The sequence below is a fragment of the Caballeronia sordidicola genome (assembly GCF_002220365.1).
Lineage (GTDB): Bacteria > Pseudomonadota > Gammaproteobacteria > Burkholderiales > Burkholderiaceae > Caballeronia > Caballeronia sordidicola_C.
The window spans coordinates 1-26,100 of the sequence record NZ_MTHB01000046.1 but is presented as its reverse complement, the minus strand read 5'-3'; the positions used below and the strand labels follow the sequence as shown (position 1 = coordinate 26,100).

General features: G+C 58.7%; 21 protein-coding genes and 1 pseudogene. 11 read left to right on the top strand and 11 right to left on the bottom strand.

Annotated elements, in window-relative coordinates; genetic code table 11:
* Positions 1-174: 174 nt before the first annotated feature.
* The 4 genes from BSU04_RS07425 to BSU04_RS07410 form a co-directional block, all read right to left on the bottom strand.
* Complete coding sequence (locus BSU04_RS07425; RefSeq protein ID WP_089159997.1) at positions 175-1,290, bottom strand: succinylglutamate desuccinylase/aspartoacylase family protein; 1,116 nt, start codon at positions 1,288-1,290, stop codon at positions 175-177.
* Between the two features lie 311 nt (positions 1,291-1,601).
* A complete protein-coding gene (locus tag BSU04_RS07420) occupies positions 1,602-2,393 on the bottom strand; it encodes an ABC transporter substrate-binding protein (RefSeq protein WP_089159996.1) in 792 nt (263 codons plus the stop codon).
* 385 nt (positions 2,394-2,778) lie between these two features.
* The gene (locus BSU04_RS07415; protein WP_089159995.1) at positions 2,779-3,876 is read right to left on the bottom strand and encodes a TIGR03118 family protein; all 1,098 of its coding nucleotides are present in this window, start codon (positions 3,874-3,876) and stop codon (positions 2,779-2,781) included.
* A gap of 577 nt (positions 3,877-4,453) precedes the next feature.
* Positions 4,454-5,383 (bottom strand): LysR family transcriptional regulator, encoded by a 930-nt coding sequence (locus tag BSU04_RS07410; protein WP_089160153.1) that lies wholly within the window; start codon positions 5,381-5,383, stop codon positions 4,454-4,456.
* 214 nt (positions 5,384-5,597) lie between these two features.
* Here BSU04_RS07410 and BSU04_RS07405 point away from each other — a divergent pair, with 214 nt between their 5' ends.
* Entirely contained in the window at positions 5,598-6,221 is a 624-nt protein-coding gene (locus BSU04_RS07405) for a LysE family translocator (RefSeq protein WP_089159994.1), read from the top strand.
* Positions 6,222-6,270: 49 nt separating this feature from the next.
* On the opposite strand, the gene BSU04_RS07400 is transcribed toward BSU04_RS07405, so the two are convergent.
* Together BSU04_RS07400 and BSU04_RS07395 are read right to left on the bottom strand one after the other, a co-directional pair.
* A complete protein-coding gene (locus tag BSU04_RS07400; RefSeq protein WP_089159993.1) occupies positions 6,271-6,477 on the bottom strand; it encodes a hypothetical protein in 207 nt (68 codons plus the stop codon).
* A 71-nt stretch (positions 6,478-6,548) separates the two neighbouring features.
* The gene (locus BSU04_RS07395) at positions 6,549-8,054 is read right to left on the bottom strand and encodes an MDR family MFS transporter (RefSeq protein ID WP_089159992.1); all 1,506 of its coding nucleotides are present in this window, start codon (positions 8,052-8,054) and stop codon (positions 6,549-6,551) included.
* Positions 8,055-8,127: 73 nt separating this feature from the next.
* Between BSU04_RS07395 and BSU04_RS07390 the strand changes: the two genes are divergently transcribed.
* Positions 8,128-8,823, top strand: a complete 696-nt coding sequence (locus BSU04_RS07390; RefSeq protein ID WP_089159991.1) for a TetR/AcrR family transcriptional regulator — start codon at positions 8,128-8,130, stop codon at positions 8,821-8,823.
* Between the two features lie 139 nt (positions 8,824-8,962).
* The gene (locus BSU04_RS07385; RefSeq protein ID WP_089159990.1) at positions 8,963-10,420 is read left to right on the top strand and encodes an MFS transporter; all 1,458 of its coding nucleotides are present in this window, start codon (positions 8,963-8,965) and stop codon (positions 10,418-10,420) included.
* A gap of 177 nt (positions 10,421-10,597) precedes the next feature.
* Here the strand turns inward: BSU04_RS07385 and BSU04_RS07380 are convergent, their stop codons facing one another.
* Complete coding sequence (locus BSU04_RS07380; protein WP_089159989.1) at positions 10,598-11,323, bottom strand: TetR/AcrR family transcriptional regulator; 726 nt, start codon at positions 11,321-11,323, stop codon at positions 10,598-10,600.
* Between the two features lie 194 nt (positions 11,324-11,517).
* Between BSU04_RS07380 and BSU04_RS07375 the strand changes: the two genes are divergently transcribed.
* From BSU04_RS07375 to BSU04_RS07365, 3 genes are read left to right on the top strand one after another with little or no spacing between them, the layout of a single operon-like run.
* A complete protein-coding gene (locus BSU04_RS07375; RefSeq protein ID WP_089159988.1) occupies positions 11,518-12,699 on the top strand; it encodes an isovaleryl-CoA dehydrogenase in 1,182 nt (393 codons plus the stop codon).
* A 16-nt stretch (positions 12,700-12,715) separates the two neighbouring features.
* Complete coding sequence (locus BSU04_RS07370; protein WP_089159987.1) at positions 12,716-14,323, top strand: carboxyl transferase domain-containing protein; 1,608 nt, start codon at positions 12,716-12,718, stop codon at positions 14,321-14,323.
* A gap of 21 nt (positions 14,324-14,344) precedes the next feature.
* Entirely contained in the window at positions 14,345-16,366 is a 2,022-nt protein-coding gene (locus tag BSU04_RS07365) for an acetyl/propionyl/methylcrotonyl-CoA carboxylase subunit alpha (RefSeq protein ID WP_089159986.1), read from the top strand.
* 9 nt (positions 16,367-16,375) lie between these two features.
* Here the strand turns inward: BSU04_RS07365 and BSU04_RS07360 are convergent, their stop codons facing one another.
* Positions 16,376-16,891 carry an OmpA family protein gene (locus BSU04_RS07360; protein WP_373452805.1) on the bottom strand — a complete coding sequence of 172 codons (516 nt, stop codon included), beginning with the start codon at positions 16,889-16,891 and terminating at the stop codon, positions 16,376-16,378.
* Between the two features lie 239 nt (positions 16,892-17,130).
* Between BSU04_RS07360 and BSU04_RS07355 the strand changes: the two genes are divergently transcribed.
* A complete protein-coding gene (locus BSU04_RS07355; protein WP_089159985.1) occupies positions 17,131-18,204 on the top strand; it encodes an AI-2E family transporter in 1,074 nt (357 codons plus the stop codon).
* A gap of 65 nt (positions 18,205-18,269) precedes the next feature.
* Here the strand turns inward: BSU04_RS07355 and tssE are convergent, their stop codons facing one another.
* From tssE to tssK, 3 genes are read right to left on the bottom strand one after another with little or no spacing between them, the layout of a single operon-like run.
* The gene (tssE, locus tag BSU04_RS07350) at positions 18,270-18,701 is read right to left on the bottom strand and encodes a type VI secretion system baseplate subunit TssE (RefSeq protein ID WP_089159984.1); all 432 of its coding nucleotides are present in this window, start codon (positions 18,699-18,701) and stop codon (positions 18,270-18,272) included.
* Positions 18,698-19,375, bottom strand: a complete 678-nt coding sequence (locus BSU04_RS07345; protein ID WP_256982274.1) for a DotU family type IV/VI secretion system protein — start codon at positions 19,373-19,375, stop codon at positions 18,698-18,700. The genes tssE and BSU04_RS07345 overlap by 4 nt, the downstream gene beginning before the upstream one ends.
* Positions 19,372-20,721, bottom strand: coding sequence for a type VI secretion system baseplate subunit TssK (gene tssK / locus BSU04_RS07340; RefSeq protein WP_089159983.1), 1,350 nt, complete (start codon positions 20,719-20,721; stop codon positions 19,372-19,374). The genes BSU04_RS07345 and tssK overlap by 4 nt, the downstream gene beginning before the upstream one ends.
* A 454-nt stretch (positions 20,722-21,175) precedes the next feature.
* Between tssK and tssB the strand changes: the two genes are divergently transcribed.
* The 4 genes and pseudogenes from tssB to BSU04_RS46290 form a co-directional block, all read left to right on the top strand.
* Positions 21,176-21,676, top strand: a complete 501-nt coding sequence (tssB, locus tag BSU04_RS07335; protein ID WP_089159982.1) for a type VI secretion system contractile sheath small subunit — start codon at positions 21,176-21,178, stop codon at positions 21,674-21,676.
* A gap of 65 nt (positions 21,677-21,741) precedes the next feature.
* Positions 21,742-23,223, top strand: coding sequence for a type VI secretion system contractile sheath large subunit (gene tssC / locus BSU04_RS07330; protein WP_256982313.1), 1,482 nt, complete (start codon positions 21,742-21,744; stop codon positions 23,221-23,223).
* A gap of 72 nt (positions 23,224-23,295) precedes the next feature.
* Positions 23,296-25,614 (top strand): type VI secretion system Vgr family protein, encoded by a 2,319-nt coding sequence (locus tag BSU04_RS07325; protein WP_179258237.1) that lies wholly within the window; start codon positions 23,296-23,298, stop codon positions 25,612-25,614.
* 16 nt (positions 25,615-25,630) lie between these two features.
* Positions 25,631-26,100 (top strand): annotated as a pseudogene (locus tag BSU04_RS46290) (M23 family metallopeptidase); the annotation flags it as partial.

Genomic DNA, 26,100 nt, shown 5'->3' with positions numbered 1-26,100 from the left:
GCGGCCCCGAGGACCATCGTTCGATGGGGTGGCTGCAGGACCCGTTGCTGTTATTTTAAGTTTTTAAGGGGTGTTGGAATTTTTGGGGCTACCGAGGTTGGTAGCCCTTTTGCTTTTGGGCTTTTGGGCTTCGGGGCTTCGGTTTTTGCCGGGCCGCGGTGCTCTCCAATGCCCCTACGCCGATAACAATGACCCTGTCCTATAAGCAGTCGCACTGGCGACCCGGGCCACTTCCATCCCCGCGGTAGCAAACCGTGCAATCTGCCGCGCATACAGCACACCGGTGGTCACGCAATTCAAGGGCGTAACGGTATCCGTCAGCGGATCGACCACATCGGCAATTGCATCGCCGGCTTTGACCAGCGCCCCGACCTTCGCGCGAAACACCAGTACGCCGCTCACAGGAGCAACAATGGGTTCGGCGCCGGCAAGCGGCGTCGCCGGATAAGAAAGCGCCGGCATGGCGGGCGCAGTCGCGTCGATCACGCCGCGATGCATCAGGTAATTGATGATGCCTTGTGCGTCAGCATCGGCAAATTCATACGATACGTCGTGCTGGCTGCGCAGTTCCACCGTCACCGAAATGCCGCCATTAGGTACCGGGAAACGATCGCCAAACTTGGCTCGCAGGTCCGACCAGCAGAAACTGTGAATCTCGTCGAACGGGTTACCCACTGAATTCAACGCCAGCAAGGAAGCCTTCGAATCCAGGTATCGGGCAAGCGGCTCGACTTCGTCCCAGATATCCGGGTTGGTGTAGATGTGCAGCGCGGCGTCGAGGTCACAATGAAGGTCGAGCACGACATCGGCATCGTAAGAGAGCTTTTGCAACGCCAGACGTTGCGACTCAAGCTCGGTTTGCGGTTTTTGCTCGTCCAGTGCCTCACGCATCGCGCGGCGCACAGCAAGCTTGTTGGCATTGCTGTCCCCGGACAGCCGGCCTTCTATACGCGGCGCGATCAGCGCTGCCAGGTCGTGGAAATTGCGGTTGAAGTTGTGGCCGCTGTTCAGCTCGAAACGCCCGAGCAGGGTGCCGTGCATGTTCTGGTTCAACCCGATCGGGTTCGATACCGGCACGATCACCACTTCGCCATGCAGCTTGCCCGCCGCTTCGAATTCGGCCAGTTGGCGCCGCAGACGCCAGGCGACCAGCATGCCGGGAAGTTCATCGGCATGCAGCGAGGACTGGATATAGATCTTTTCGCCGCCGCCCGGGCCGTAGTGAAAACTCAGGACATGGCGGGTGGTGCCGATCGACGGCGAAATCAGGGTGTGCGTTTTGGTTTGCATGATTGTCGGTGCACGGCGCTCGGATACGCGTCGCGCTTGGGAAAAGTGTCGGCGTGTTCAGGAGAGTTGGGCGGAGCGTTCGCGACGGGCGCCGGGTTTGCTGCACACCGGCTGCACCAGTTATCACCTGACGAGTTGCCCGCGGCGCCTCCTGCCCCAGACATTCGATCTTAGCTGAAAACGGCGGTATTGCCGCGCCAAGCGAAAAAGACGCTGAAAACAAAACGGGCTCCGCGTCTGTCGCGAAGCCCGTTGTCTCAAGCGCTCAAGCTGTGCCCGGAACGCGTTCCGGACTCAGGCCAAGGGACTGCTTAGCTGCCGTACACGTCGAAGTCGAAGTACTTCTTCTCAAGCTTCTTGTACGTGCCGTCCTTGATGATCGAGGCGATTGCCTTGTCGATCTGTGCCTTCAGGTCGGTGTCTTCCTTGCGCAGGCCAATGCCAGCGCCATTGCCGAGGATCGTCGGATCGACCAGATCCTTGCCCACGAACTCGTAACCCGTACCGCGCGGCGTCTTCAGGAAACCCACCTCAGCTTGCACGGCATCTTGCAGCGCTGCATCCAGGCGTCCAGCTTGCAAGTCGGCGTAGACGCCGTCCTGGTTCTGGTACGGCGTAACCGTTACACCCTTGGGCGCCCAATAGGTCTTGGCGTAGGTTTCCTGGATCGTGCCTTGTTCCACGCCTACCGTCTTGCCCTTCAGGCCATCAGGTGTCGGCAGGATGCCGCTGCCCTTCTTGGCGATCAGGCGGGTCGGCGTGTTGAACAGCTTGCTCGAGAATGCAATTTGTTCGGCGCGTTGCGGCGTCATGGACATCGACGACAGCACGCCGTCGAACTTCTTCGCCTTCAAGGCCGGGATCATGCCGTCGAAATCGTTTTCCACCCATACGCACTTCGCATGCAGGCGCGCGCAGATTTCATTGCCGAGGTCGATATCGAAGCCGACCAGCTTGCCATCCGGACCTTTCGATTCGAACGGGGCATAAGAGGCGTCGACGCCGAAACGGATGGTCGAGTAATCCTTCGCATTGGCGGTGACGGAGGTGATCGATGTGACGGCGAGCAAGGAAATCGTCAAAGCCGCGAGCAGTTTTTTCACTGTTTTTACTCCATAGGTGGTCAGTACGTCCCGGATAGGTCGGTACCCGGGTTCGTCCGGCGTGAGGCCCCTCGGCGCCGGACAGCTTACATTCCGCGGATTGTGTCCGCCATAGAACCGCAGCAGGTTACCAAGCCAAAAAAATAAGGGAGTTGGTGAAAATCCCGATGGCTATTCTCGAGAGCCTTGTGCGGCTGGGCATCTCGGCCTGTGCAGCCTATTGAATCAATTTTGTGCAACGCGATTGTAAGTCCGATTGGTGAGTCAGACCATGAGTCTCGTCATGAAGAGCGGCATGTAGCGCGCGGCGGGAGCAGCCCGGGCATTGATCAGGCAGCGCTCGCCGCCGTTGCGATCGGGACGGCGAGCGGGACGGGTATTCGGGCTATTGTGCGATGTCGATACGGCCGTAAATGCCGGTCGTCGGGCTCGGGCCTGCCGCGAAGAAGAGTGTATTGAGCGGCTGGTTGTCAACGTTGTTGCCGAACGAGATGCCCCAGATGCCCTTTTGCTGGATCGCCGTGCCATTGGCCTGGGTCAGCGCGCCAATGAACGCACCGGTAGCCGGGTTGAACGCATCGATGGTGCCGTCACCGAAATTGCCGATCAGCAGGTCGTTGCTTGCGCCGCCGAAATTCGCCGGCGCCATGGCGATGCCCCACGGCGAATTCAGGGAGCCGTTCGTGGCGATGCGCTTGACGAAGCGACCGTCGGTATCGAAGGTATCAATCAGGCCATTGCCTGGACCATTCACTTGCGTGCGTCCGTCCTGCCCCACCTTGGCATAGGTGACGAAGACCGTGCTGCCCGTCACGCTGATGCCGAAAGGCGCAAAACCCGGGGGCAGCGTGGGGTCCTGGAACAGGCCATCGAGTTGCACCTTGTTGAAGGATTTGTCGAAGACATCGACCTTGCCGTTGTGGAAGTCGGTCGCATACAAGAGATTGGCAGTCGCGTTCTTGCCAATGGCGAGGCCTTTGTACACCGCGCCGCCGGCGCCGTCGTCATAGGCCTTCACGGCCATGGTCGGCAGCACCTTGGGCGACCAGCCTGCAATCGTCCCGGCTTCCGTTGCCCAGATAAACAGTGCGTTGCTGGTGTTGCCGTTTGCCGTGACCTGGAAGTCGGTGCTGGTGTTGAACACGATGCCCGTCGGCCCGCCGGTCTGGCCGCCCGCCGCCGGCGGAATCGTTACCACCAGCGACTGTACGACACCGTTGCCGTCGTACAGCGTCGACTTGCTCGTCGTGTTATCGGAGACCCACACTACGCCGGTTGGATTGAAGGCGATGCCCCACCCGTTTTGCAGGTTGGCGTCGGTGTGAGGTGCCGCGCTGCTGCCGTCGGAGACCAGTACGGTGGATTTGAACGGACCGACGGGCGGCGCGTTGTTTGAGTTGGAATCACTGCCGCCGCATGCCGCCAGCGTTGCAACGGCTACGCCCAGTAGCACTGACACAGTAAGCTTCTGCCGAAATTTCATTGCTTTTCTCCTCTTTTGGTCCGAATGGTGTTCGCCGATGTCGACTCTGCTTTGGTGACGCCCGGCCAACAGACGAGTTGGAATCGCTGGAATGAGCGCGCTTGCCGGCCTTAGCGGCGGGTTGCCCGTCTCCTTGAAGCCTTCGATCGTCCCAGTCTGAACGTGCACACCAAAACATTTATTCCATGGTGAACAGCATTGGATTTTGTTTTCTATTCCTAATTAAAATCTACTGCCAATCGGAAACGTTCACCGGCTCCCAGGCCGGCGCGAGGAGAACAGCTGGCGCCTTGCAGATATTCCATTCACACAAACTATTTTTTGCGGTTCGTATCGTGGAGAGTTGGCGGCCGAATGGAATAAAGCAGATGTTGCAAACGTTTAGGTCGATGGGTGCGCGGTGCGCATTCGCCGGTTGTCCGCAGCCTCGAAAATCGCTCTCGGGTTTTCACGGCCCAGTCCGTGCACCGGTCGACAAGCTGGTTCTTTACAGGAACGGTGGCGAGCCTTGGCGAGTTGACGGCCACGGTTCCGGGGGACGCGGATATTCGCGTGAATCGTTAGTCCGATAGTTATCCTATGCAGTCAGCTCCTCTATCGGCGTGCCCGTCAATGAAACGATGAAGTCGAAGAATGCCCTCACTTTGGCCGGCAGGTGATGGCGCGACGGATAGGCTGCATAGAGCGGAAAGGTCTCGTCGGGCCAATCGGGAAACAGGTCCACCAACCGGCCGCTCGCCAGCAGTTGCTCGGTGCCGAGCGCGAGGACCTGCGCAACCCCGTGTCCTGCGAGACATACGCCGTGCATGGTCCCCACGTCGTTCGCGCTCAGACGTCCCCGGGCGGCAATGAGGACCTTCTTCTTGCCGCGATGAAATTCCCACTGGAAGGGGCGCCCGGTTTCGGGATCGCGGAAATGAATGCACGTATGCGGCTCGCGTTCGAGATCGGCTGGGGCGAGCGGGCGGCCGTGTTTCTTGATGTACCCCGGCGATGCCACGGTAATGACGCGTGTATCCAGCAGCTTGCGCGCGATCAGCGTGGATTCGCGCGGCTCACCAAAGCGAACGGCGAGGTCGAAACCGTCCGCGACCATATCGCCAAGCTGATCGCGCGTGATCAGGTCGAGTTGCAGTTCTGGATATTTCTCCACGAACGCGCCGAGCCGCGGTCCAAGGAACAGGCGCGAAAAGAACGGATCGATATTCACGCGCAAGCGCCCGCGAACCGCAGTTGCCCCTTGCGACGCAGACGCCGCCGCTTCTTCAAGTCCGCTTAGCAACGGCACGATCTGCTCGTAGAAACGCCGCCCTTCGTCGGTGAGCTTGACTGAGCGTGTCGTACGGTCGAACAGCCGGATACCCAGTCGGGCTTCGAGCCGTGCCACGGAGCGGCTCACTCCGGATTGCGACATATCGAGCGCTTCGCTGGCGGCGGCAAAACTCCCGCTGTCGACGATCGCGCTCAATACGCCCATGCCGTTCAGCATTCTTTCATCGAAACTCATGAACATGCGCTCCTGTCATCAATCGATTGGAGCTCATGCTATCGTGAAATGAATGGCGGTTCAGCGCCGGCAATACCGGTACGGTCGAGGGACGGCTTTCTGCAAGCAAAACGGTTATGTACGCAGGGTTTTCATCAACGCTTGAACAGACGTCAGCGATAATGCATTCGCCGACGCCGCCTTCCCGCGCGTCGATCAACGAGGGAGCGACGACGTGGTCGATTCATCCGCAGTCTTGGCTGTTTTGTCTGTCTATATTGCAGGCGTGGTTATTCCCGGACCGAATTTTGTCGCGGTTGCGCACAAGGCGGCGTCGTCGACGCGCTCTGAGGCCCTGGCGGTCGTCGCGGGCATCGTCCTGGTCAGCCTGTTCTGGGCAACCTGCGCCATTCTTGGCGTGGGCATTGTGTTCGCCGCATTCCCCTGGATGGCGCTGGTCGTCAAAGTTGGCGGCGCAGCGTATCTCATGTGGTTCGGCTGCCGGCTGATCGTCAAGGCGCGAGCCGGCGAGTCGTCGGGCATGGCCGCGGTGAGCGTGTCTGGCGGATTGCGCAAGGCATTTGTGCAAGGCTTCGCGACAAACATCACGAACCCGAAGTCGGTCGCGTTTTTCGCCGCAATCTTCGCTTCCGCCACGCCCGCGCATATGTCGCCGGTCACCTTCGTGGCAATGCTGGCCATGGTCGCTCTGGTCGCAACCACGTGGTACGGCTTCGTCGCGCTCGTCCTGTCACACGCGGGGATTGCGTCAGGCTACCGCGGGTACCGGGCATGGATCGACCGAGTATGCGGCGGGTTGATCGTCGCGCTGGGGGTTCGCCAGCTGCTGACGCGCTGAACCTGTTCGAGGACGATGGGCGGCGACGGGCGCTACTGAGACTCTCCGCTTACGGATGCGAATGCGTACCGTTGTTGGCCGCACGTCGCGTCTTGTGCTTCTTATGTTTGGGCGGCGGCGCGTGCCGCGAAGCGCCGCCGGTTCCGGACATCGACGACTGGCCCTCGCCGAAATGATAGGTATCCGCCAACGCGGCGGTCGAGATAAACGCAAAAGCGCTGAGGGTCGAGGCGATCACTATGTGCGTAAGCTTCATTTCGGACGTTCCAAAGTTAAAGTGCGTCAGCTTAAACCAAAGGGCCGCTGACGCCCTTCCTCTCATCGCCCTCACTTGCTCCGAAGCGGCTTGTCCTGCATCAACCAGGACAACGCGAACGCGAGCAGCACGACCGCGCCGGCCACAAGAAACACGGTGTGCATCGATCCCGAGAATGCGTTGAGATAAGTATCACGAGCGGCGGCGGGAAGGTGCTGGACCATTGTTGGCCTCATCGATCGCGGTAACTCCACCCCCGGCGGCATAGCGTCTGCCAGACGTGCATGCAGGCCGTTCGTAAAGATTGCGCCGAACGTTGCGACCCCCACTGAACCGCCGATCGACCGGAACAGGGTCGCTCCGGACGTAGCAACGCCGATATTCTTGAACGGCACCGCATTCTGCACGGCGAGCACCAGCACTTGCATGACCATGCCAAGTCCAAGCCCCAGCAGCAGCATGAACAGGTACATGGTGTGAAGCGGCGTATCCAGTTGCAGCGTGGATAGCAGGAACATGCTGCAGGCCACGAGCGCGGTCCCGCAGATCGGGAACCAGCGATATTTTCCAATTCGGCTGATCAGGCGGCCGCTGATGATGGAAGTGGACAATAGGCCGGCCATCATCGGCAACACTTGCAGGCCGGCTTGCGAAGGTGTCGAACCCTTTGCCACTTGCAGATACAGCGGCAGGAACGTGATCGCCCCGAACAGCGAAAATCCGATGATGAATCCGATCAGCCCGCTCAGCACGAAAGTGCGCTCCCTGAAGAGTTCGAGCGGCATAATTGGTTCGTCGGCGAGCCGTTCTTCGTAGATAAAACCGCCCAGCGTAATGATTCCGAGTGCGAGCGTGAACCAAAGCTGCGGCGAACTCCACGGCAGCAGCGTGCCTCCCTGACTGGTAAAAAGGATGATACAAGTGAGCGATGCGGCTAAAAACGCGGCGCCCATGTAATCGATTTTATGCTTCACATGCGCCACGTGCGGTTTGAACACGAGTCCGATCACAATCAGCGCAAGCACGCCCAGCGGCACGTTGATGTAGAAGATCCAGCGCCATGACAGATGCTCGACGATAAAGCCACCCAGCAGCGGCCCGACGACCGTCGCGAGTCCGAATACACCGCCGAACAAGCCCTGGTAGCGGCCGCGTTCGGCGGGCGGAATGACGTCGGCAATGGCAGCCATGGTCACGACCATCAAACCGCCGCCGCCGAGCCCCTGCAACGCGCGCAACACGATCAACTGGGTCATGTCCTGCGCGACACCGCACAGGATCGAGCCGGCAAGAAAAATGAGGATTGCCGCCTGAATGACGACTTTACGACCGAACAGATCGCCGAATTTCCCGTACAGCGGCACCACGATAGTCGACGTCAGCAAGTATGACGTCACGACCCACGACAGGCTTTCGAGCCCGCCCAGCTCGCCCACGATGGTGGGCAACGCCGTCGAAACGATGGTCTGGTCGAGCGCGCCAAGCAGCATGACGAGCATCAGCGCCGTGAATAGCAGCCGGATTGGAGGTCGCTCTTCAATGGCGGGAAGTGTGACAGAGGGTTGGAGGGATTCCATTCAGCCGCCCGATGAGTTAAATTAATGTCGGAGTTAATATTAGGCGACGCCGTTCACGGGGTCAATTGCCACCATGACTAAAGATGTAACCGATCCTTCCGAACAATCCGTTCCTGCCGTACCCGCCGAGCCGCCGAAGCCTGGCCGCCGGCCGGGGCGGCCAACCGGCGCGCAGCACGGCGAACCGCGGGCGCTCCTGCTGGACATCGCGCTGGTTTTATTTGCGCGTCAGGGAATCATGGAGACCACGCTCGGCGCGATCGCACGCGAGGCGGGCGTGACGCCGGCCATGGTCCATTACTATTTCAAGACGCGCGATCAACTGCTCGACGTGTTGATCGATGAGCGATTCGTGCCGTTGCGCGCCGAGCTCGGCCGCGCATTCGCCGACTCGGACGCGGAACCGGCGGAGGCATTGCGCTCGTTTGCCGAAGGTCTTGTCGCCGTGGCGGAGCGGCATCCGTGGTTTGCGACGCTGTGGGTTCGCGAAGTCATCAGCGAAGGCGGTTTGCTGCGCCAACGCATTGCCGAGCGTTTTGGCGATGCTAATAAGAAGGCATCGATCGCACGTATTGCGCAATGGCAGAAGGAGGGCAAGCTCAACCCGCATTTGGAGCCTTCGTTGCTGTTTGTGTCGCTGTTCGGACTGACGGTGTTGCCGCTGGCGGTGACTTATACGTGGGCTGAGGAGAGCGGCGGCTGTGCGCCCAGGCGCGACCAGATCGCACGGCACGCGGTGGCGCTGCTGATGCACGGCGTCGGGCCATAGATCGGGAAGAATGTTGCTATTCCTGTAACAAATCTGCAGATACGCCGTTAAAATGCGCGCCGGGCAAGCTGCCCGGCCGCTCGGCAAAAAGGGCGCGTCGCCGGCAGGAAAACAGGCCACGACGAGGAGACATAAATCGATGACAACTGCTCAGGACCTCGCTCTTTCCCGATCTGATCATGACCACGGCCACGACGCTCGTGCATCGGATTCGGGATCGGACTCATTAAGCGCGGGTACGATCTCCGCACGGCTCGATCGCCTGCCGGCGACGCGCTCAATGTGGATACTCGTCGTCTTGCTGAGTCTCGGGTTTTTCTTCGAACTCTACGACCTGTTGTACTCAGGCTACGTCGCGCCGGGGCTGGTCAAGAGCGGCATTCTCACGTCTACCACCGTCGGCCTGTTCGGCCTGACGGGTGTCGCAAGTTTTATCGCGTCGCTCTTCCTCGGCTTGTTCATCGGCACGATTGCATGCGGTTTTCTCGCCGATCGTTTCGGGCGGCGCGCCATCTTCACCTACTCGCTGCTCTGGTACACGGCCGCGAACGTGATCATGGCTTTCCAGGACACGGCCGGCGGCCTCAACTTCTGGCGCTTCATGGCGGGGTTGGGCATTGGCGTGGAGTTGGTGACGATCGGCACGTACATCTCCGAGCTGGTGCCTAAACACATTCGCGGCCGAGCCTTCGCGTGCGAGCAAGCAGTTGGCTTCGCGGCCGTGCCGGTCGTCGCATTCCTCTCCTACGCGCTGGTGCCGAACAAGCCCTTTGGTTTCGATGGCTGGCGCTGGGTCGTATTGATCGGTGCGCATGGCGCACTGTTCGTGTGGTTCATCCGGCGCGCGTTGCCTGAGAGCCCGCGCTGGCTGGCGCAAAAAGGGCGGCTCGCGGAAGCGGACGCAGTGATGACGGCGCTGGAAGCGAAGGCAGAGAAAGAATACGGACGCCCGTTGCCGCCGCCCGCAGCGCCTGAGCCAGTCAGCACACGCGGATCGTTCCGCGACATGTGGGTGGCGCCCTACGGGAAACGCGCAACCATGATGATCATCTTCAACATCTTCCAGACGGTAGGTTTCTACGGTTTTGCCAACTGGGTGCCGACGCTCCTGATTCATCAGGGCATCACGATCACGACCAGCCTGATGTACTCGACGATCATCGCGCTTGCCGCGCCGGTCGGCCCGATCATCGGCTTGTTCATGGCCGATAAATTCGAGCGCAAGAGCGTGATTGTCGTGATGGCGGGTGCGATCGTGGTCTGCGGACTGGTGTTCAGCCAGGTCTCGGGCGCAGCACTCCTGGTCTGCATGGGCGTGGGCCTGACGCTCGCCAGCAACATCATGTCGTATAGCTTCCATGCGTATCAGACCGAGCTTTTCCCCACCAGCATCCGCGCGCGCGCAGTCGGTTTCGTGTATTCGTGGAGCCGCTTTTCGGCCATTTTCACGTCGTTCTTCATCGCGGGCGTGTTGAAGGCGTTCGGTACGACCGGGGTGTTCATGTTTATCGCCGGCGCGATGGCGGTGGTGATGCTGGCTATCGGACTGATGGGACCGAAGACGCGGGACCTGGCGCTGGAACAAATCTCGCATTGATCTTTTCGATCACGCCTCTCGGCGTGATCTCGTCGCTATAGGACGTAGGACGCTATATGGCCTGGCAGGGGCGCCAGGCCAAACGCGGCAGAAGCGCGCGCGTTATGAGATGTGCTTTAGAAGGGCAGATTTGCAACTAACTGTCCGACCGGCTCGCGTCCGCGAGTGTCCGCAATGTCACTTCTCCCGGCTCGCCGCTGCTTCGAACCGCCGCGATGCTTCCTCCACGTCCTGTCTGAACTGCGCAAGCGCAGTCAGGCTCGCAGCAGGGGGTTGTAGCGCGGTCCACAGAACGTCGATGAGTTCATCGGCGGTTGTATCGATCTGAGCCTGACTCAGATGCCGCTTCGCAAGCGTTGCGTCCCACAGCACGTGCTCCATTGGCCCGAAGACCAGCGAGCGCATCAGCCGCAACGGCAAGTCGGCCCGCACCTGACCGACTGACTGGCCATGAGCCAGCACGTTCATCAGCGGCGCGGTATAGCGGCGTTGCAGGTCGGTGAGCGTGTCGCTGAGGTCATGATGTTTCGTCCGTCCCTCCGACAAGACCAGCGCGCACAAGCCCGTCCCGTTCACCAGCATCAGCCGCAAATGCGTCCTGACGATAAACGCGAACTGCTGGCGCACGCTTCCGTCGCGAGGCAATCCGGATTCGAATGCGTCGATGATCTCGTCATACCAATCCGCGATCACTCGCGCACACAGCTCCCTTTTACCGCTGAAATAGCTGAACACGGTTGCTTCTGAAATCCCGGCGCGCTGGGCGATTTCTGCGCTCGTCGCGGCGTCGTAGCCTTTTTCGGCGAAGACTTCCCGGCCGGCCTGAAGAATGTCCTTCACGCGCTGCTGCGATTTCACGCCGGCGGGTGTGCGGCGATTTCCGGTGACTGGGGTGGAGGACATGAGAAGGTGCGCGCGAAAATAGCCAAATGTGAGCGTAGCTCAAATCCCTATTGACGGGAAGTGGTCTTCGGCGTGAAACTGCCGTCCATCATGGAAATTACTGAGTGTGAGTGCGACTCATAGGTGAGCCGATCATTTGGTCCCGCCAACACCACGCTTGACCTCGAGCTGATACACCGAACAAGGAGACCCGCATGAACGACGTACCCGGTCTGAATTTCGCCCTGGGCGAAGACATCGACATGTTGCGCGACTCGCTCGCCAATTTCGCCGCGAAGGAGATTGCGCCGCGCGCCGCTGAAATCGATAAAACGGATCAGTTCCCGATGGATCTCTGGAAGAAATTCGGCGATCTGGGCGTGCTCGGCATGACGGTGTCCGAAGAGTACGGCGGCGCGAACATGGGCTACACGGCGCACATGGTCGCGATGGAGGAGATTTCGCGGGCGTCGGCGTCGGTGGGGTTGTCGTATGGTGCGCATTCCAACCTGTGCGTGAACCAGATTCATCGCAACGGTACCGAAGCGCAGAAACGCAAATATCTGCCGGGGCTGGTCTCGGGCGAACACATTGGCGCGCTGGCAATGAGTGAGCCGAACGCCGGATCGGATGTGGTCAGCATGAAGCTGCGCGCCGATGAAAAGGGTGACCACTACGTGCTCAACGGCACGAAGATGTGGATCACCAACGGGCCGGATTGCGACACGCTCGTGGTGTATGCGAAGACGGATATTGAAGCGGGCGCGAAGGGTATCACGGCGTTTATTGTCGAGAAGGGCATGAAGGGGTTTTCCGTTGCGCAGAAGCTCGACAAGCTCGGCATGCGCGGCTCGCATACCGGCGAACTCGTGTTCGAGAACGTGGAAGTGCCGAAGGAAAATATCCTTGGAGCATTGAACGGCGGCGTGAAGGTGCTGATGAGCGGCCTCGACTATGAACGCGCGGTCCTGGCGGGCGGACCGACGGGCATCATGGTCGCGTGCATGGACGCGGTCGTGCCGTACATCCACGAGCGCAAGCAGTTCGGTCAGGCGATCGGCGAATTCCAGTTGATTCAAGGCAAGGTCGCCGATCTTTATACGACCTTGCAGGCGTGCCGCGCGTATCTCTACGCGGTGGGACGTCAACTCGATACGCTAGGCGCCGGTCATGGCCGCCAGGTCCGCAAGGATTGCGCGGGCGTGATTCTCTACACAGCCGAAAAAGCGACATGGATGGCTGGCGAAGCGATCCAGATCCTGGGCGGCAATGGCTATATCAACGAGTACCCGGTCGGGCGTCTGTGGCGCGACGCGAAGCTCTATGAAATCGGTGCGGGCACCAGTGAAATTCGCCGCATGTTGATCGGCCGCGAACTGTTCGCTGAAACAGCTTGAGCGAGCGGACAAACCTATGCCGATCATCGAATCGAAACTGAATCCACGCAGCGACGAATTCCGCGCCAACGCTGCGGCGCTAGAGGCGCTTGTCGCGGATCTGAAGGAAAAAGTCGCGAAGATTACGTTGGGCGGCGGACAAGCTGCGCGAGATAAACACCTGTCGCGCGGCAAGTTGTTGCCACGGGAGCGCATCGCGCAATTGCTCGATCCGGGCACGCCGTTTCTCGAGTTCTCGCAATTGGCTGCCTACGGCATGTACAACGACGACGCCCCGGGTGCCGGCGTGATTACAGGTATTGGCAGGATTGCCGGGCAGGAGTGCGTGATCGTCTGCAACGACGCAACCGTGAAAGGCGGCACGTACTATCCGGTGACGGTAAAGAAGCATCTTCGGGCGCAAGAGATTGCGGAAGAGAACCGCTTGCCGTGCGTATATCTCGTCGATTCCGGCGGCGCGAATCTTCCGAATCAGGACGATGTATTTCCCGATCGCGATCACTTTGGCCGCATCTTTTATAACCAGGCGAACATGTCGGCGAAGGGCATATCGCAGATCGCCGTGGTGATGGGATCGTGCACCGCGGGCGGCGCCTACGTGCCTGCAATGAGCGACGAATCGATCATCGTGAAGAACCAGGGCACCATTTTCCTGGGCGGTCCGCCGCTCGTGAAAGCGGCAACGGGTGAAGAGGTCAGCGCTGAGGATCTGGGCGGTGGTGACGTCCATACGCGGCTGTCGGGGGTGGTCGACCACCTGGCTCAAAACGATGCGCATGCGCTGGGGATTGCGCGCAGCATCGTGGGCAATCTGAATCGCGTGAAGGTTTCCCCTGTGGCGCTTAAAGAACCGCTGCCGCCGCGGCATGATCCGCATAGTTTGTACGGTGTGATTCCCGCCGATACTCGCAAGCCGTTCGACATTCGCGAAGTGATCGCGCGCATTGTCGACGACTCCGCTTTCGATGAATTCAAGGCTCGTTACGGCACGACGCTCGTATGCGGTTTTGCGCATATCTGGGGCCATCCGGTCGGCATCATTGCGAACAACGGTATCCTTTTTTCCGAGTCGGCTTTGAAGGGCGCGCACTTTATTGAGCTGTGCTGCCAGCGGAAGATTCCGCTCGTGTTCTTGCAGAACATCACGGGATTCATGGTCGGTCGAAAATACGAAAACGAAGGCATTGCGCGCAATGGCGCAAAGATGGTGACGGCCGTTGCGACGGCGAAGGTGCCGAAGTTCACGGTGATTATCGGCGGTTCGTTTGGTGCGGGAAATTACGGCATGTGCGGCCGCGCTTATTCACCGCGTTTTCTCTGGATGTGGCCGAACGCGCGCATCTCCGTGATGGGCGGCGAGCAGGCCGCGTCCGTACTTGCGACCGTGCGCCGCGACGGCATAGAGGGCAAGGGCGGTACCTGGTCGAAGGAAGAGGAAGAAGCCTTCAAGTCGCCGATTCGCGACCAGTACGAAGTACAGGGGCATCCGTATTATGCGAGCGCACGCTTGTGGGACGACGGTGTGATCGACCCGGCGCAGACCCGTGATGTATTGGGCCTTGGGCTGGCGGCTTCCATGAATGCGCCTATCGAGGACACGCGTTTCGGCGTGTTCCGGATGTAATTTCTCTTCCCAGGCTTCGTCATGTTCAACAAAATACTGATTGCGAATCGCGGCGAGATTGCGTGCCGTGTGGCCGCAACCTGCAAACGATTAGGCGTGGGCAGCGTGGCGGTCTATTCGGACGCCGACGCCCAGGCGAAGCACGTTGCCGTCTGCGATGAAGCCGTGCACGTAGGCGGCGCGGCTGCGTCCGAGAGTTATCTGCGGATCGAAAAGATCATCAACGCCGCGTTGGAAACCGGTGCGCAAGCCGTGCATCCGGGGTATGGGTTCTTGTCGGAGAACGAGGACTTTGCGCGGGCTTGCGAGAAGGTCGGATTGGTGTTCATAGGCCCGCCCGTCGAAGCGATCTCCGCGATGGGATCGAAGGCCGCAGCCAAGGCGTTGATGCAATCGGCGTCTGTGCCGTTGGTGCCGGGATATCACGGCGACAGCCAGGACCCTGCGTTGCTGCAAAAGGAAGCGGATGGTATTGGCTACCCTGTGCTGCTGAAAGCAAGTGCGGGTGGCGGCGGCAAGGGTATGCGTGTGGTCGAGAAAAGCGCGGATTTCGCATCGGCGCTGTTGTCGTGCAAACGTGAGGCCGCGAGCAGTTTCGGCAACGATCGCGTGTTGATTGAAAAATATCTGCAGCGTCCGCGGCATGTCGAAGTCCAGGTGTTTGCAGATCAACATGGCAACGCCGTGTATCTTTTCGATCGCGATTGCTCGGTGCAGCGACGCCATCAAAAGGTGCTGGAAGAAGCGCCCGCGCCGGGTCTTTCGGACGAGGTGCGTAAAGCCATGGGCGAAGCCGCAGTCGCGGCCGCACGCGCGGTGAATTACGTAGGGGCGGGCACTGTCGAGTTCATCATGACCAGCGACGGCCAGTTCTATTTTATGGAGATGAACACGCGGCTGCAGGTTGAGCATCCGGTGACCGAAATGGTGACGGGCCTCGATCTGGTCGAGTGGCAACTACGCGTGGCGAGTGGTGAACCGTTGCCGTTGTTGCAAGAACAACTGAAGGTGAACGGCCACGCAATCGAAGCGCGTATCTACGCGGAGAATCCATCGCGTGGGTTCTTGCCGTCGACGGGAACGCTGAAGCATCTGCGTTTGCCCGAGGCGGTTGAATTTCAGTTGAACGGCCATGTGCGCATTGATAGCGGCGTGCGCGAAGGCGATACCATCACCCCGTTTTACGATCCGATGATCGCGAAGCTGATTGTGCACGGCCGCGATCGTGACGATGCGCTGCTGCGCATGGCGCTTGCGTTGAAACAATGCGAGGTCGTCGGTCCGTCGACGAATATCGAGTTCCTGCATCGGATTGTTGTTAGCGTTCCCTTCTCAGCGGCCGATCTCGATACGGGCCTGATCGAACGTCATCACGACACGTTGTTCGCGCCGTCGACAGTGCCAAAAACACAGGCGCTCGCGTTGGCTTGCGCCGCGCTGCTCGCGCGTGAGGGTGGCGAGGCGCATGGTGTGTCGCCGTGGGATGCTTTGTCCCACTGGCGGATGAGTGGCGGCTACACGCAGGCGTTGAACTGGCGCCTGGTAGGTTCGGACGATGAAATCCTGGCCATCTTTACACGCGATTCAACCTCTGGCCGCGCCGATAACAAACAACTCGAATTGCTTGGCGAAACGCTGACGTTCGACTGGTCGCATGGGGATGAGCCACATGCATTCGTCGTGCTGATCGGTGACAAGCGGATCAAGGGCCGTGTGTTTATCGACGGCGATGTGTTCCATGTGTTCTACGCCGGAGCGTCGCTGGCATTCGAATGGCAGAACCTGCTGGCGCATGCCGCCGATGCCGAGCATGGCGAAGGCCGCTTGACGGCGCCGATGCCGGGCAAGGTGATTGCGGTGTTGGTAGAAGCGGGCGCGGTGGTCGAGAAGGGGGCACCGCTGCTGGTGATGGAAGCCATGAAGATGGAGCACACGATCGTTGCGCCGGCGAGCGGCACGGTGGGCGAGATTCTGTTCAGCGTTGGCGATCAGGTGACCGATGGCGCCCAGCTATTAGTGATGGAAGTGCAGTCCGCGAAATGACCCTTCGCGTCATTTCGTCTTGAGGCGTCCCAGCAGTGTTTCTTCCGTTTCTGTCTTCACGATAATCTCCACGCGCCGGTTCAACGCACGCCCTTCGGGCGTGTCGTTGGTCGCGATCGGTTGCGAGAATGCAATCCCTTTTGTCTTGATACGCGCAGCAGGAACGCCGCGTGCGACTAGCGCATCGCCCACGGCATTGGCACGCGCCGTGGACAATGCCTGGTTGTAGTCGAACGGGCCGACATTGTCCGTGTGTCCTTCGACCATGATCGGGCGCGTGCTGCGCTTGAGCAGCACGGCTGCACGATTGAGCACGGCGATGCTTTCGGGGCGCATGGAGGCCTCGTCGAAGTCGAATAGCGCTGATTCCTGGAGACGCAGCTCCACGCCCTCTCGCACCGGATGGACGACAATGCCGACCTTCTGGTTGAGCGCTTCTTCCTTCGACCGATTCAGGCCGGAAGCGCAACCGGCGAGCAAGGCCGTGGTTGCACACGCGTTGACAATCGTTTGGATAGCTTTCACTGCATGTCTCTTGACGGATGCCGGGGCGGAGGTTCCGATTATAGGGAAACGGAAACGGCCAAGTGTGAAATTAGTACAACACCCGGAAAGCCGGTTGAAAGCGCTCACGCCTTGATTCTGGCCGATACCGGCCCGACTTACAATGCAGGGTTGGCACTCAGTTGGAAGTCTCGATAAGTCTGTGTGTGAAGCGGGTTTGCGGACTTTCACTTAAAGAAGAAATAACAAGGGCGTTTTATATGACTCCACGCGATCAAACCTCTGCGGACGAAAAGGACCGCACACGGCGTCTGCAACGAACGGCGTCGGGGTTGCTGTATGCGGTGCTCGTCGCCGTCGCGATCTGGATGATCCGCGACTTCATTCCTGCGGTGGTGTGGGCGACGGTCATCGCCATTGCGTTATGGCCGTTGTTGACCTGGCTCGAACAGCGGCCGATGTTCAGGGAGCACCGGACCTGGCTTGCGGTGGGAATGACAGTCGTGATCGGGCTGGTGTTCGTGGTGCCATTTATCCTGGTCGCGGCGCAGGCGGGAAACGAAGCCCGTGACCTGCTACGCTGGTTCCACGAGTCACTGCGCACGGGCATTCCCATGCCTGATCTCGTCAACCATTTGCCTGCCGGGTCGAAGCAGATATCGGCATGGTGGCAGGAAAATCTTGCTACGCCGCTAGGATCTTCGCCGGCGGTGAAAAACTTTCATGGTGCGACGGTCGTCGCCATGACCCGGCATTTTGGTGGGCGGGTGGCGCACGGGCTGGTCGTGTTCGGCTTCATGCTTGTTACGCTGTTTTTCCTGTTCAAGGCGGGGTCGAAACTCGGTGAACAGTTGCTTGAAGCGTCGAGGCGCGGGTTCGGTTCGGAGGGTGCATCGCTCGTGCGGCGTATGGCCGAGTCGGTTCGCAGCACGGTGACTGGGCTGGTGGTTGTGGGTCTGGGCGAAGGTGCACTGCTTGGCGTGGCTTATGTCGTGACCGGTGTGCCGCACGCCACGTTGCTCGGCATGCTGACTGCGATCGCCGCGATGTTGCCGTTCTGCGCGCCGATTGTCTTCATTGGCGCGGCATTGTGGCTGCTTGCTCAGGGCTCGATGGTAGCGGCGGTCTGTGTCGCGGTGTTCGGGTTTATTGTTGTGTTCGTGGCTGAGCACGCTGTGCGGCCGGTGCTGATTGGTGGCGCGGCGAGGTTGCCGTTTTTGCTGGTGCTGTTCGGGATTTTGGGTGGAGCGGAAACGTTCGGGTTGGTTGGGTTGTTTATCGGGCCGGCGTTGATGACGATTTTGGTGGTGCTCTGGAATGACTGGGTGCATTGACCGGGTGGGTTGAGACAACATAAACACTGCCGCTGGCAGGATGACAATTCCCCCAGCGGCAGGACTTAAGCGTCGCTGGCGGTCGGCCGGAGCCATGCCAAAACGGTTCGCCCCTCTGGCTGGTAATGCGTTCCAAAGCGGACGAGACCGCGCTTTTTGAGGTGACAGGTCATTTCGTAGCTGACGACCATGCCCGGTTGCGCGGGCATCAGTTCCAACTCTATTGAACGGATGCGCGGCTCGTAGACCAGCAACGTGGCTTCCATCTGGGCCTTCAGTTGATGTGCCGACACAGGCAGGTTCCTGTAGACGGTGGTCAGATCGGGGAGCCCATAGTTGGGTAGGTGTTTGAGTGTTCCCGCGCGCGTATTCAGGATGCGCCTGAGGTTCTCCAACACGCTCAGGATCTCAAGCGTGTTGTCGTCGTGGTCATCAAGTGCGTCCCCGTTGATGTGGCCGAGCAGCATGTCGTAAAGAGAAGGTCCGGATCTCGTCATGGCTTCAGGTGGGGCAGGTTAGCCAGTTGCATGTCAAGCGATTGCCCTAGCCCGAGCCAGATCAGGACTGCCGTAACGGATACGATGCCAGCGATGGTCCACGGTGAGAGCCGGCGTAGCCAATCAAGTCCGGTGCCGCTAACGGTGTTGATTACAAAGCCGGCCCGTCGTGGTCCCGCACTCAGGATGCGTTCATTCAGCAAGGTCACCAATTCAGCTCGCTCGAGTTCACCCTTGTGTGCGTAACGACCGAGGAAACCGAGGCCAAGGACGGCTGCGTAGCATTCCAGGAGTGCTACGTCAGGTGGTATTTCCCGCAAGCGAACGGCAATTCGTTCGTAGATCCGATCGCCGGCGTCATGATTCCCAAAACGTTCGACCTGCAATGGTTGAACGTCCCATTCCGATCGTTCGTCCTCCGGTAGACATCTCAACGCCGCCTCGTCCAGCAGTCCGCATTGGGCATAGACAGCGTCTTCCCGGACGTCATGAGGAAATTGCTTCGCTTGCAGCGCCCGATCGAAGTCATCGACCACTCGCAGGCAACGTTCCCGCAAGTCAAAGGCGGAACGCTCTGCCGTGTCTTGTGAAAGCAGAGAGACTTCGAGGGCGGTATCACGCAGCAGTGCGCGCATCGAAGCCGCGTCGGGTTCGCGCTCGATTGTCCCGTTCACGACGTTAGCACCGCGTAAAGTTCAAACGATGCATCGGGCAAGGTGGTTGGAAGATAAACGTGACATGCACGTGCGGCGAGCATTCGTGCATGCGCGGGATCACGGGCGTCGAGTGCGAAGTACTGGTTTTCGAGGCGCACTGGAATGGCGGCCGGGACCCGCAACACCGCTTTCAGCGGTATGCCGGCGAGCGCCGAATTGACAATCCGTTCGATGTCGTCTGGCGCGCCGACCTTGCACAATTTCGGAATTTGCTCGGCGATCTGGAATGCTGGTGCGGAAGAATTCACCGATAAATAATAGTCCGCGCCTTCCAGCAGGCGGTCGTCTTTGAACTGGCCCGACCAAGTAGTCGCGCTCTTACGGGCCAGGCCGATTGGAATCACGCGAGACGGGATGATTGCATCGAGAAGATCGCGGATCAAGGATTCAAGAGTTGAAAATACTTCGTCTTGCTTAGCGTGTTCGTACATAGGAATGGACGTCAACGCGGTGCCAGTCGAAAATGTCATCAATGCGCCGGTCAGTCCTGCCAGAATTTCGTAAAGCCGCTCGGGCGGCTGATTGGGATGGGTGCCGAGGAACGCCAGCTTGGGCCAGTGCGTATGAATGCAGTGCAGAAGCCAGAAGAGCGATACATCGGAGACACCGAATTCTGCAATTTGATCAACGCGCTCGCTTCGTCGCACAGCGAGCGTCGTACTTTTTGCCAACAGGATGTCGGACAGGCGCGCGATGCGCTCCTGATGCCGCGTATTGGCTGAAAGCGTGAGACAAGGAGGAACGTAAGTGCGATCGATCTCGAACCGGCCCTTTGCCCCGCGTGTGAGCCGCGCTATCGGGCAGACGACATCGTCCGCGTGCCGTTCGAAGTCGAACAAGAGATGAACCGCGTGTCGTTCGACTGACAGCTCTTCCACGCCCGTCCCGTTCAGATCGGGTACTTCGATGAATTCACGGAAATAGCGGCGTGGGCGCGACAGGGTCTCGTTGTCGAACCTGCAATTGCTGCCGTCCGCGTTGAGCAACGGGAGCGCCGCGACTACGATCAGGCTTTGCATATCAGCTGCTACGTCGCGGCCGAGATCGCGTGGCCGTGGCAGCACGTCAGTGACTGACGTATCGATCAGTGTTCCATCGGGTAGCCGCAACTTTAGCCGTGTGAGAGACAGTCGGCCTGCGTCGAGCATCTCCTCATCGATCTGCACGTCGATAACACCCCACGGCTCAGCCACGGCGAGCGAGGCGAACTGCCGGTGAGAGAAATTAAGCCACTGTTCTTGCTGTTGAAAATGCTGCGGCGTGAGTATCAGACCTTCATGCCAGAGCGGTTTGAAAGTCCGCATAGCGATTAAGTTTATTCTTGGCTTATTGGGGAACGCATTCTAAACACGAACCATGCGGTGTCGTCTATTTAAGAGATAGCCAACGCAACGCATTAAGTTGGAACCGTTTTCAGGAGTTGGGACCGTGTTTGTTAGGCGTTGCGTCGATTTGTTGGTGTTGAAATTTCACACATCTCCTCGCTGGGTTTGATTCTAAAGAGGAGTTTATCTACCTCTACAAACATAGCTTCGTCATTTATATCGAATCGGATACCTAACCGGTTGACGAACGTTCGTTCGCCCTGCTTTAATTAAAAAATATGCATGGGCCAATTTGCGTTTTATTTCGATGAACCTGGCCCGACGCTTCGTCACATTGTCAGCTGTGTTCGTTTAATCCGCTTTCTTCTTTTTCGTACTTCGTGGTTAGCGTTATACGCGGGCTGCACAGTCATAAATACAGGGCCACGAAGTCATGTCTGATAACTTTGAACGGGAAATTCCCAAGGCCCGAATTTCGATCTCCGTGGACCTGCACACTGGCGGCGCGCTGCAGCGAGTGGAACTGCCTCTCAAGCTCCTCGTCATCGGCGACTACAGCGCTGGACAGGCTAGTGATTCGCTCGCCGCGCGCAAGAGGATCGATGTCCATAAAAGTAACTTCGATGCTGTTCTAGCTGAGCTGAATCCAAAAATTGAGGTCAATCTGGCAAACGCCCTGGAAGGTGAAAACCCGGGCACGAGCATCGCGCTGGGCTTCAAGTCGATGAAGGACTTCGAGCCGGAAAATGTCGCAGCTCGGATTCCACAATTGCAGCGGCTCATAGCCATGCGCAACCTGCTGCGCGATCTCAAATCGAATCTGCTTGATAACAGCGCGTTTCAGATCGAACTGGAGCGAATCGTCAAGAGCGCGTCGCTTTCCGAAAGCCTGATCGCCGAGCTCGGGCGTCTCGGCACCGCGGAGTTAACGTGACGCGCACTGATAGTCCACCAGTCGGCGCAGAACCGCCTTCGCCATCTGCCCACGACAGCCTCAGCATCTTAGCCAATCTGTTCGAAAAGATCGACCTGACTCCGGCGTACAAAGTGCGGGCACTAGAAGGGTTTCAGGATAACGATGCGTTATCAAAAGTGCCAGTCGACGAACGCTTGTCCCAAGCGCTTGGCGTGCTCATGGCGATGGTGGTCGACTCTGGCCACCCCGTCGGAAGTCTCGATAAATCGCTGCTGGATTTTCATATTGATGCACTTGATCGGCGCGTCAATCAATGCCTCGATACCGTGATGCACTCGACGCAATTTCAGACGATAGAGTCGGCGTGGCGCGGGTTGAAGTTTCTGGTCGACGGTACAGATATTCGTAAGAACGTAAAAATCGAGGTGCTTGATTGTTCGAAGGAAGCTTTGCAGCAAGACTTTGACGATACGCCAGAAGTGATTCAGAGCGGGTTGTACCACCACGCGTACATTCAGGAATATGACACGCCGGGTGGTCAACCGATCAGCGCGATTGTCTCGGATTTCGAGGTTGTGAATTCGGCAAAGGATATTGCGCTGCTGCGCAATATTTCGAAGGTCGCAGCGGCTGCGCACATGCCGTTCATCGGTTCAGTGGGGCCGGCATTTTTCGGTAAGAAGTCGATGGAGGACGTTGTAGCGATCCAGGATATTGGTGACTACTTCGACCGTGCCGACTATCTCAAGTGGATGGCTTTCCGTCGCACTGAGGATGCGCGCTACATTGGCCTTACGATGCCGCACGTTCTCGGTCGACAACCATATGGTCCCGACAACACGCCCGTGCGTGACCTGAACTATCGGGAAACCGTCAAGGGTATGGATCCAAATCGCTTCCTTTGGGTCAGTGCCTCGTTTGCCTTCGCAGCGAACATGGTGAATAGCTTTGTCCGCAACGGCTGGTGCGTACAGGTCCGGGGACCGCAGGCAGGCGGGAAGGTTGCGGGTTTGCCCGTGCATCAGTATGAACTGGGCACTGGTTTTCAAAACAAGATTTCAGCCGAGGTGTTGATCCCTGAAACGCGGGAATTCGAGTTCGCGAATCTGGGTTTCATGCCATTGTCGTTCTTCGAGAACCACGATTTCGCTTGTTTCTTCTCCGCAAATTCTGTGCAGAAGCCCACGCTTTACACCACGCCGGAAGCCACTGCTAACGGCCGGATCAACGCACGCCTGCCTTACATATTTCTGCTCTCACGCATTGCACATCACCTGAAATTGATCCAGCGCGAAAACATTGGTACGACCAAGGACAGACGTCTGCTTGAAGTCGAACTCAATAACTGGATCAAGACGCTTGTCACCGAGATGACCGATCCCACCGATGACCTTCAGGCCGCGCATCCGCTGCGTCAAGCGGAAGTGACGGTGGAAGATATCGAGGACAACCCGGGGTTCTTTCGCGTCAGGCTTTTTGTCGTTCCGCATTTTCAGGTGGAAGGGATGGATGTCGGCCTTTCCATGGTTTCGCAGATGCCGAGGGATAAGAGCGGGTCGGCGTAACTGCGAACAACACGCCTCATTAATCAGCCGATGTCTTGCAAAGACATATCGGCCAACAGGAGACTCCCATCGATGGGAACAATAGTTCTGCCTACGCAAGCGTATAGCCTGCGCATCTCGAAGCAACCCGCTGCGTTCTCCGTGCTGTCTTTCAAGGGCGAGGAAAATATCAGCAAGCCATATTGGTTCGTGATCGAGTTCACCTGTGCCCGCGCGGGACTTCCGATTGCAGACGTTCTCGGTAAACGAGCCAAGTTTGTTGTTGAACCGGTGGATCCCAACGCGGGATTGCCGGCGGAATTGGCCGCGCGCCTGGTGAAGCCACCCGAGCGGCTGATCAGTGGAATCGTTACCGAATTCGACGAATTGAGTTCATCAGCCGATGAAACCCGGTACAGCTTGACGCTTGTGCCGCGTTTGTCCGATCTTGGTTCCGAGGTTGGGAGCAGGTTGTTTCAGAATCAGACCGTGCCGGCTGTTATCGAATCGGTGTTGCGGCATTACGGTAACACCGCCGTTGATTTCAAGTTCCAGCTTAGAGCCGAGTACGAGACCCATGAATACATTACGCAGTATGCCGAATCGGCGCTGGCGTTTATCCAGCGCATTGCTGCTGAAGAGGGCATTTGGTTTCGTTTCGAACAGACGCCTGAGCACGAAGTCATTGTGTTTGGGGACGACCTCGATGCGTACGCGCGTGATCCGAAACTCTCGGCGCCGTATCGCGAGGAAGGCGGTTTTGCCAGCCGGGGTGCGGACTCAGTGATGACACTGGTCGAGCGCCGCAAGCGCGTGGCGCAATCGATTACGGTCGATGACTATAACCATCGGACTGCGGGCGTTGCGCTGCTCACGCAAGTGAATACTGCGCGGGACGATGAAACTACTGTCGGCAATCAGTACCGCTGGGGCGAGCATTACACCACGCCCGATGCTGGCAAACGCGTCGCGACCTTGAGGCATCAGGCTGAATTGGCCCAGCAGGTGATCTTTGAAGGGACCGGCAATGTGATCGGCATGACGCCCGGCGCTGTCTTTCGCTTTACGAACCGCGAGCTGGACAACGCTGAACATGGATTGATGATCACGCGTGTCGAGCACAAGGCGTCCCGCAAGGAAGCCTATACCTGCAAGTTTACGGCGATTCCGTCGGATCGTATCTATCGGTCGATGGTGGATCCTGCTGCCAAGCCACGCATCACCGGAATTTTGCCGGCGCGGGTCATGTCGCCCGATAACTACAAGTACGCGTACATGACGCCACAGAGCGGGTACAGGATCAAGTCACCGTTCGATCTCGATGAATGGAGTCCGGGTGGTACCAGCCGGCCAGTTCGGTTGGCGAAACCGTACGCGGGGAGAGACTATGGACATCACTTTCCGTTGATCGACGGGACGGAGGTGGCCGTTATTTTTACGGATGGGGATCCGAATCGGCCCATCATTATTGGCGCAATGCACGATAGTCAGCATCAGGACCACGTCAATAACGAGAACAACACTCGCAACATCCTTCGTACTGCTGGTGGTAATGAGATGCGGATGGAGGACCGCGAGGGAACCGAACACGTTCATCTGACGACACCGTCTCAGGCGAGTCAGTTGAACCTGGGTCATATGGTGAATGACCAGAGGGAGAAGCGAGGGCTCGGTGGTGAGCTTCGCTCGGATGAGCATGTGGCTTTGAGAGGAGGAATGGGGGTTCTGATTTCTGCTGAGGCGCAGCCGAAGGCAAACGGTCAGCAACTCGACATGGCCGAGGCGAGGACACAACTCGACGCGGCGGTTGCGCAAATGAAGGCCTTGGCAGACGCTGCTCAGATAGCGCAGGCCCATGTGGCGGAGGTTGAAAAGCAACGGCAGTTTCTGGAGCAGAGGCTGGATAAGTTGCAGCAAGCGGTACTGCTCGCCAGCGCGCCGGCAGGCGTTGCGCTCACGAGTGGTCACCACCTGCAATTAGCAGCACAAGGCAATCTGATGGCGACAGCTAGTGGAAGCGCTGACATTGGTGTGCTCAAGAAATTCACCGTCGCGGCCGGCGAGGCGATATCGTTTTTTGCGCAAAAGCTGGGTATCAAGCTCTTTGCTGCCAGCGGCAAAGTCGAGATCCAGGCGCAGCGGGACGAAATGCTTTTGACTGCGCTGAAGGACCTCAAGATTGTCAGCGTGGAAGGGAAGATTGTCATTTCAGCGGAAAAGGAAGTGTGGATTGGTGCGGGCGGCTCATACAGCCGTTACACCGCCGAGGGCATTGTGAACGCGACGCAGGGGGACATTCTGGAGAAGTGCGCTTCGTGGGATAAGCCGTCGGCGACGAGCATGAAGTATCCGGCGCCGCATTTGCCGAAAAGCGAGTTTGAGTACAACGACAAGCTTCCGTTCTCCGTGTGACCACAGGCCTATAACCATGTTGATCAGTTTTCCTTTCCTGCCAGGGTCAGCCAATGGCAGTGCAGACAGCTACGAGCAAGCCGCGCTAAGCGAAATTTCCGTGCTTGACGATTACGAGTCCCCGCATGGCATTTATCCGATAAGTCGCGATCGTCGATGGCATGGAGGCGTTCACCTGACACCCAAGCTTGTCAATGAACCTGTTCGCGCAATCGCCGATGGCACGGTTGTGGCATACCGAGTTGCTTCAGATTCGTTGGAAGGTCATGACACGGGTTTTGTCTTGCTTAAGCACGAGACGGAAACCGGGCAAGGGCGATCGATCACATTCTATTCGCTGTATATGCATCTCATGAATCGGGCGGACATGAAGACCAAGCCTGCACTGCGAAGACAGTTGGTGTCGCTTATGGAGGCGCCGACAGCTGCCGCTCAGAGCGATGGCAAGACGAAGGTTTACCGCAAAGACATTCTCGGTTACCCCGG

What these genes read in the sequence shown, in the direction of transcription:
- BSU04_RS07425 (WP_089159997.1), bottom strand. Translation starts at nt 1,290, where the DNA reads ATGCAAACCAAAACGCACACCCTGATTTCGCCGTCGATCGGCACCACC.
- BSU04_RS07415 (WP_089159995.1), bottom strand. Translation starts at nt 3,876, where the DNA reads ATGAAATTTCGGCAGAAGCTTACTGTGTCAGTGCTACTGGGCGTAGCC.
- BSU04_RS07410 (WP_089160153.1), bottom strand. Translation starts at nt 5,383, where the DNA reads ATGAGTTTCGATGAAAGAATGCTGAACGGCATGGGCGTATTGAGCGCG.
- BSU04_RS07400 (WP_089159993.1), bottom strand. Translation starts at nt 6,477, where the DNA reads ATGAAGCTTACGCACATAGTGATCGCCTCGACCCTCAGCGCTTTTGCG.
- BSU04_RS07395 (WP_089159992.1), bottom strand. Translation starts at nt 8,054, where the DNA reads ATGGAATCCCTCCAACCCTCTGTCACACTTCCCGCCATTGAAGAGCGA.
- BSU04_RS07390 (WP_089159991.1), top strand. Translation starts at nt 8,128, where the DNA reads ATGACTAAAGATGTAACCGATCCTTCCGAACAATCCGTTCCTGCCGTA.
- BSU04_RS07385 (WP_089159990.1), top strand. Translation starts at nt 8,963, where the DNA reads ATGACAACTGCTCAGGACCTCGCTCTTTCCCGATCTGATCATGACCAC.
- BSU04_RS07380 (WP_089159989.1), bottom strand. Translation starts at nt 11,323, where the DNA reads ATGTCCTCCACCCCAGTCACCGGAAATCGCCGCACACCCGCCGGCGTG.
- BSU04_RS07375 (WP_089159988.1), top strand. Translation starts at nt 11,518, where the DNA reads ATGAACGACGTACCCGGTCTGAATTTCGCCCTGGGCGAAGACATCGAC.
- BSU04_RS07370 (WP_089159987.1), top strand. Translation starts at nt 12,716, where the DNA reads ATGCCGATCATCGAATCGAAACTGAATCCACGCAGCGACGAATTCCGC.
- BSU04_RS07365 (WP_089159986.1), top strand. Translation starts at nt 14,345, where the DNA reads ATGTTCAACAAAATACTGATTGCGAATCGCGGCGAGATTGCGTGCCGT.
- BSU04_RS07355 (WP_089159985.1), top strand. Translation starts at nt 17,131, where the DNA reads ATGACTCCACGCGATCAAACCTCTGCGGACGAAAAGGACCGCACACGG.
- tssE (WP_089159984.1), bottom strand. Translation starts at nt 18,701, where the DNA reads ATGACGAGATCCGGACCTTCTCTTTACGACATGCTGCTCGGCCACATC.
- tssK (WP_089159983.1), bottom strand. Translation starts at nt 20,721, where the DNA reads ATGCGGACTTTCAAACCGCTCTGGCATGAAGGTCTGATACTCACGCCG.
- tssB (WP_089159982.1), top strand. Translation starts at nt 21,176, where the DNA reads ATGTCTGATAACTTTGAACGGGAAATTCCCAAGGCCCGAATTTCGATC.
- BSU04_RS07325 (WP_179258237.1), top strand. Translation starts at nt 23,296, where the DNA reads ATGGGAACAATAGTTCTGCCTACGCAAGCGTATAGCCTGCGCATCTCG.